This window comes from Pricia sp., assembly GCF_041745955.1.
In the GTDB taxonomy this organism is placed as follows: Bacteria; Bacteroidota; Bacteroidia; order Flavobacteriales; family Flavobacteriaceae; genus Pricia.
This window is the reverse complement of record NZ_JBGTHY010000010.1, coordinates 1-5,914: the sequence shown is the minus strand read 5'-3', so window position 1 is coordinate 5,914 and position 5,914 is coordinate 1. Positions and strand designations below refer to the sequence as shown.

Annotated in this window: 6 protein-coding genes and 1 pseudogene; 5 read left to right on the top strand and 2 right to left on the bottom strand. The window is 46.2% G+C overall.

What is annotated here, in order from left to right; translation table 11 throughout:
- Positions 1-114: 114 nt before the first annotated feature.
- Together tssD and ACEW8S_RS00425 are read left to right on the top strand one after the other, a co-directional pair.
- Complete coding sequence (gene tssD, locus ACEW8S_RS00430) at positions 115-501, top strand: type VI secretion system tube protein TssD (protein WP_373516225.1); 387 nt, start codon at positions 115-117, stop codon at positions 499-501.
- A gap of 12 nt (positions 502-513) precedes the next feature.
- Positions 514-996 (top strand): hypothetical protein, encoded by a 483-nt coding sequence (locus ACEW8S_RS00425; protein ID WP_373516224.1) that lies wholly within the window; start codon positions 514-516, stop codon positions 994-996.
- On the opposite strand, the gene purU is transcribed toward ACEW8S_RS00425, so the two are convergent.
- Both purU and ACEW8S_RS00415 read right to left on the bottom strand, forming a co-directional pair.
- Entirely contained in the window at positions 907-1,758 is an 852-nt protein-coding gene (gene purU, locus ACEW8S_RS00420) for a formyltetrahydrofolate deformylase (protein ID WP_373516223.1), read from the bottom strand. The genes ACEW8S_RS00425 and purU overlap by 90 nt on opposite strands.
- 123 nt (positions 1,759-1,881) lie before the next feature.
- Positions 1,882-2,277: a hypothetical protein gene (locus ACEW8S_RS00415; RefSeq protein WP_373516222.1), complete on the bottom strand. Its 396-nt coding sequence runs from the start codon at positions 2,275-2,277 to the stop codon at positions 1,882-1,884.
- Positions 2,278-2,418: 141 nt separating this feature from the next.
- Between ACEW8S_RS00415 and ACEW8S_RS00410 the strand changes: the two genes are divergently transcribed.
- From ACEW8S_RS00410 to ACEW8S_RS00400, 3 genes and pseudogenes are all read left to right on the top strand, one after another.
- Positions 2,419-2,904 (top strand): Lrp/AsnC family transcriptional regulator, encoded by a 486-nt coding sequence (locus ACEW8S_RS00410; protein WP_373516221.1) that lies wholly within the window; start codon positions 2,419-2,421, stop codon positions 2,902-2,904.
- Between the two features lie 268 nt (positions 2,905-3,172).
- Positions 3,173-5,245: a choice-of-anchor L domain-containing protein gene (locus ACEW8S_RS00405; RefSeq protein ID WP_373516220.1), complete on the top strand. Its 2,073-nt coding sequence runs from the start codon at positions 3,173-3,175 to the stop codon at positions 5,243-5,245.
- Positions 5,246-5,368: 123 nt separating this feature from the next.
- A pseudogene (locus ACEW8S_RS00400) lies at positions 5,369-5,914 on the top strand (alpha/beta hydrolase); the annotation flags it as partial.

Below are 5,914 nucleotides of genomic sequence, written 5' to 3'. Positions count from 1 at the left end.
TATTATGAGGGATCTGTCCCATCTCGATATCTAGAGATTTGATTTGGTAGGGGGCAACATTAGGCAATTATTCCCGTTACTGCTATAAAAAACTCCCATTCAACAATTACCATCATGGCATACAAAGCAACACTATTTGTAAACGGCCTTCAGTATACCGTTAAAAACTTCCATTATTCCGGTACCCAACCCACTGATGCCACCAACAAACCTATGGGCCGGCCAGAGCAGGGCTATATCGATATCACGGTCGAAGCCAGTAGTGATACATTTTTGTTCCATTGGTTTTCCGAACCTGAGGTCGTCCATGAGGGCAAGATCGTTTTCTATAATACGGATATCAGTGCCGCAATGCGAACCTTGACCTTTAAGAGCGCATATTGTGTAGATTATGACGAAGATTTTAGCGATCTGGGTACCGCACCGATGACCATAGACATCTCCATTTCAGCAGGTTTAATCGATATCAACGGTATCAAGGACAAAAAGGTCTGGTGCTAAGGATAATTTGATATGGACAAATCAAGGAACCGGAAGCTGATGACCCGCTTGGTGCGACAGATGGGCCAGGCCGCGGAGCAAGCAGTGCGACATAAGGAAAACAATGATTTCATCGATCTGAAAAATGCGACGCAGGCGACGACAAAAATTGCCTTTCGGCGTTTCGCCCGTCGCGAGCTGCGCCCCATCATCACACGCCAACAGCTCAAAAAGCAGACCGAACAACTGCATGCCCAGTATAGTTTAAACGCAAAACAGGGTGGTTGTTTTGATACACGCGGCAATCCAATTCCTTGCCCTATGGGATATCAAAGCTATGAATCGATCGTTTCGGTTAAAATGGCTTTTTTTGATGCCTCCGGGAAGTTTGTTTATGAGATTCATTTCAACATCAACCCAAACACCCTAATAAAAAATCACCGTCTTATTATCGTACACCATCGTCTTCCGCTGCACGTGCAACTTAACGGCTCGGGCCAAAACGATTTTCTCTAGGTCGCGGCCTTTGGCGATAAAATCCGCTATGCGGTGGGCGTGGGTGACGGTAGTCACATCCTGTTCGATGATTGGGCCTTCGTCAAGGGCTTCGGTGACGTAGTGACTGGTAGCACCGATAATCTTTACGCCTCTTTTGAAAGCGGCGTGGTAGGGTTTGGACCCGGCGAATGCGGGTAAGAAGGAGTGGTGGATGTTGATGATCTTATTGGGATATTGATCGATGATCTTGGCGCTTACGATCTGCATATAACGCGCCAGAACGATAAAATCCACCTCATGGGAAGCCAGTAGCTCAAGCTGTTCGTTTTCGGCCTCGCCCTTGGTGGCCTTGGTAACGGGAATATGGTAAAAAGGAATTTCGAACTGCTCGGCAATCGGGCGAAGGTCCTCGTGGTTGCTGATTACAAATGGAATAGCTACTTGCAACTCCCCGGAACTATAACGGCTCAGCAAATCGTACAAACAGTGATTGTATTTGGATACGAAAAGAGCCATTTTCGGTTGTCTACCCGCCAGATGCATGCTCCATTGCATAGTATAGCGGTTGGCCAGCTCATTTTGGAATTCCTTCTCAAAGGCGGATTTTGAAAAGAGACCCGCATCAAAATTGCTTTCCAAACGCATAAAGAACACATTGGCCTGCTGGTCGACGTGCTGATCGAGATAGACGATGTTGCCGCCTTTGGCATGTACAAATCCAGTGACTGCACTGATGATACCCTTTTGATCGGGACAGTGGATGAGGATGGTCGTTTTCAAGGGATGGTTTTTTATCATCCAAATTTAGGACAATAAAAGGAATTTGATGTTGATCAAAGTGGATACCTGGGCTGCAGTTACGTCAAATTCATGGATAAAAACAGTTATGGGGAACATCCCAAACTACTCGGCGGACAAAGAACCGCGCCAAATTTTAAAGGATTTTCGGAAACTTTTGATTTCCTGGCGTAGCAAGTCCAGATATTCAATCTCCTTGACACCGTCTTTTTCCAAACCCCTGAGGTACGAACTTATATTCCGTATCATGATATTGATGTAGGTGGCGATCTTCATACGCTCGTTATGGCAGGTGCTGGTCTCTGCCAAGGCGATTTTTTGGGGAATGAGTATGGCATCGGTCAACAGTGAACCGGCGATGTGGTCGCGATGACTGTTGGATTGGTAGAGTTTCAACAGATTTTGGTTGAAAGACACGTACGAAGCAATCTCCCGGCTCATCTGCCGCAGTTCGAGCGCTTTTTTATATACCGGTAAAGAACCGAAATTTTGATAGGGCATTGTGTGTTGACAAGGTGAACTCCGTACGCGTTCGTTATTAAAGGATTATAAAGTTACGTCGGTATTCAGGTTTTTATCTTTTGAATCATTGGCAATTGCGTATTTTTGCTATGGATACTAATTTTTTAATCCCTTTTTACTTTGGATTCTACTATCGACGATTTGAACTGGAAAATACTGGAATGTTTACAGGCCAATGCACGGGAAACCTTCGCCAGTATCGGCCGTAAAGTTGGCCTTACACCACCGGCCGTAGCGGAGCGGGTAAAGAAGATGGAAGATCTCGGTATCATCGAAGGCTACAAGGCCAAAGTGTCGCACGCCAAGACGGGATATCAGCTTAAGGCCATCATTACCCTGCGGGCCTTTATGGGCAAATTAAAACCCTTTCTGGCGTTGGTGCCGACCTTAAAGGAAGTGGTCAATTGCTACCGCATCACCGGCAACGAGAATATCGTTATGGAAGTAGTGCTCAACGACCAGTTTCACCTCGAGGAATTTATCGATAAACTAATCCAATACGGCGAGACCCGCACGCATATTATTCTGTCGAACGTAGTGACGAACGCGCCGATAGGGAGAAAAGTTCAAGGACAGGCGCAAGGGCCTAGCCCGAAAAAAGTATAGCAGTTTATGATTTTATCTTTTAACCCCGACTTCCGACTTCCGGCTTCCCTTAAAGTTTTCTTACTCATCTTCTCCATCTTCTCCATCTTCTCCATCTTCTCCTTCTTCTTCGAACATACCTGTCAATTAGAAATTTAACACGGTTTCGTGAATCATTTGAATAATTAAACAGACTTTTAGAATGCAAGTATGACAGGTGTTCAAAAGGAGTTCACTATATTTAACTCCTGCTTATCGAGAATCGACCCTCGCCTATCGGGAACACGCTATGAAAATCGGAGTCCTAATTATAGGTATATTTTTAGTGGGCATCCATGCCCTTTTCGGCCAGATAAAGGTCGACGACTCGGGCTATACCGTTGAGCAATTGGTGCGTGACGTGCTGATCAACAGCAACTGTGCCGAGACCTCGAACTACACCAGTTTTACAGGCACCGAGCAGAACGTGAACGGCATCGGTTATTTTAGTGCCAACGGTACAAATTTTGCGTACGAAGAAGGTATCATTCTATCGACTGGCAGGGCGAGGGACGCCAAAGGCCCCAATACGGGAATCAATGATTCGGGCACAGAAAACTGGCCGGGGGACAATGACCTGATTACGGTCACCAATACGGGCAACCTATTCAATGCCACCTATATACAGTTCGATTTTGTACCGCTTACCAATAGTATCCGTTTTAATTTTCTTTTTGCCTCCGAAGAATATCAAGAAAACTACCAGTGTATCTATTCAGATGTGTTTGCTTTTATTTTGACCGATTCCCAAGGCGTTTCGACAAACCTGGCCATCGTTCCGGGTACCAATCAGCCGGTAAGGGCTACGACGATAAGGCCTGGAATCGAGGGACAATGTGCTGCCATGAATATTGATTTTTTTGGAAAGATAAATGGCGATAGCGATCCGATTTCCTTTCACGGGGAGACTGAGAGCCTGAAAGCGGAATCACAGGTAACGCCCGGGGAAGCCTACACCATTAAACTGGTAATATCCGACAATCAGGATTCTCAAGTCGATTCCGCCGTTTTTTTGGAAGCGGGCAGCTTTTCCCTGGGATATGATTTGGGGAATGACCGAACCGTAGCCAACGGCAATCCCGCCTGTATCGGCGAGAGCATCCCCTTAAATGCTACCGTAGAAGGTGTTCAGGATTATCGCTGGTACAAAGACGGAAGCGAGCTCACGCAATGGGCGGGCAATCCACAAGTAAACCTTACGGAGAACGGACAGTATCGGGTCGATCTTATCTTTTCGGCATCCTGTATTTCCGATGGAGGCCTGATGGCGGAGTTTATCGTTCCCCCGCAAATAAACGAAAGCCCGGAAGATCTTACCGCTTGCGATGTAGATCGCGACGGCAACGAGACCTTTGATTTTTCCACCAATGGAATCCGTATGATGGGCACCCAAGAAACCGAAATCTACGAAGTCTCCTATTTTACTTCGGATGCCGACGCCCAGAACTTTGCGAATCCTATTGTAAACCCCGATAACTACGAAACGACTGGCACCGAAACCATCTATGCGCGGCTTTCATCGGGCCAGAGTTGTTCTGAAATAGCTCCGTTTCAGTTGAAGGTACAAGGGCTTGATTTTGAATCTTCCTTGGAAGCATCCTATACATTATGTTTCGATAAGGAAGGTGGAATATTGGAACCTTTACCGGTATTGCACACGGGTTTGTCCCCCTCAAATTACACGTTTACATGGTACACGGAAAGTATTTCTGAAGAAAATAGGATAGCCGATGCCTCCGGCCCATCGCTCCCGGCATCCACCTTGGGCACCTATCATGTGCTGTTTCAAAATATGGAATTCGGATGTGAATTTTCCATTGCCACCGAAGTGCTGCCATCGCGACAGCCGGAAGTCTTCAAAGTGGATTTCGTATCCGATCTATTTTCGGATAATAATTCCATTGAAATTACCGCACAAGGAGAAAGCACCTATCTTTTTGCCGTTGATGATAGTGAGTTCGGCGCTTCGAACCGCTTCGAAGATCTCAGTCCCGGTGAACATGTCGCCTATGTAACCGATAGCGAAAACTGCAGTATACTTTCCGAGGAATTTTTGGTGGTGGATTTCCCCCGTTTTTTTACCCCAAACGGCGATGGTACCAACGATATCTGGCAAATTGTCGGATTCCCCGAAATCGAAAAAGCCGAAATAGCAGTTTTTGATAAATATGGCACGTTATTATATCAGTTCAACAACGACTCCGGTTGGGACGGTACCGCCAACGACCACAGAATGCCCGCCAGCGATTACTGGTTTAGAATTACCTATATACGAGACAATGTTCAGAAGGAGTTCAAAAGTCATTTTACGTTGAAAAGATGAAATTAGTAGGCGGTCGCGGTTGAAGTTGCCGGTATAGCGTGAATGGTTCAAGGTTTAACCTGGCGAAGGCAGAATTAAACCTTAAATTTGTCTTGGCTAGATTTTTGATGATTATATAGTACTATGAAGCACCTATTGACCCTACTCGCGCTGGGCGTTGCCATTTCTTGCTCCGCCCAGCAGATGACCTTGAAAAAGGGAATCGTAATCGACTCCCTTCCCGTCTCCGTTAGCGACACTATTTCGGAGACCTTTTCGCTGTATCTTCCTAAAAAATTCGAGGTTTCTTCGCCCTGGCCGATACTTTTCGTTTTCGATATGGAAGGCCATGGCAAACAGGCACTGAACTTAATTTCTAAGGCAGCTGAGGAGCAGGGCTATATTTTGGCGGCCTCAAACAACCTTAGGGATACCTTGCCCATCTCCGACAATATTCTGATGGCCAATAGAATGCTCAATGCCGTGGTCGGATTTTTGCCCATCCATAAAGAGAGGATCTATGTCGGGGGATTTTCAGGAGGCGGCCGTTTTTCGACGCTGATACCTGCATTTATCAAGGGGGTTCAAGGTGTACTGATCTGTGGCGCGACTGTAGCGAATTCCGAGGTGTTGACATCCAAAAATCCCTTTCACCTGGTCGGTATCGTCGGTAATGGGGACTACAATTAT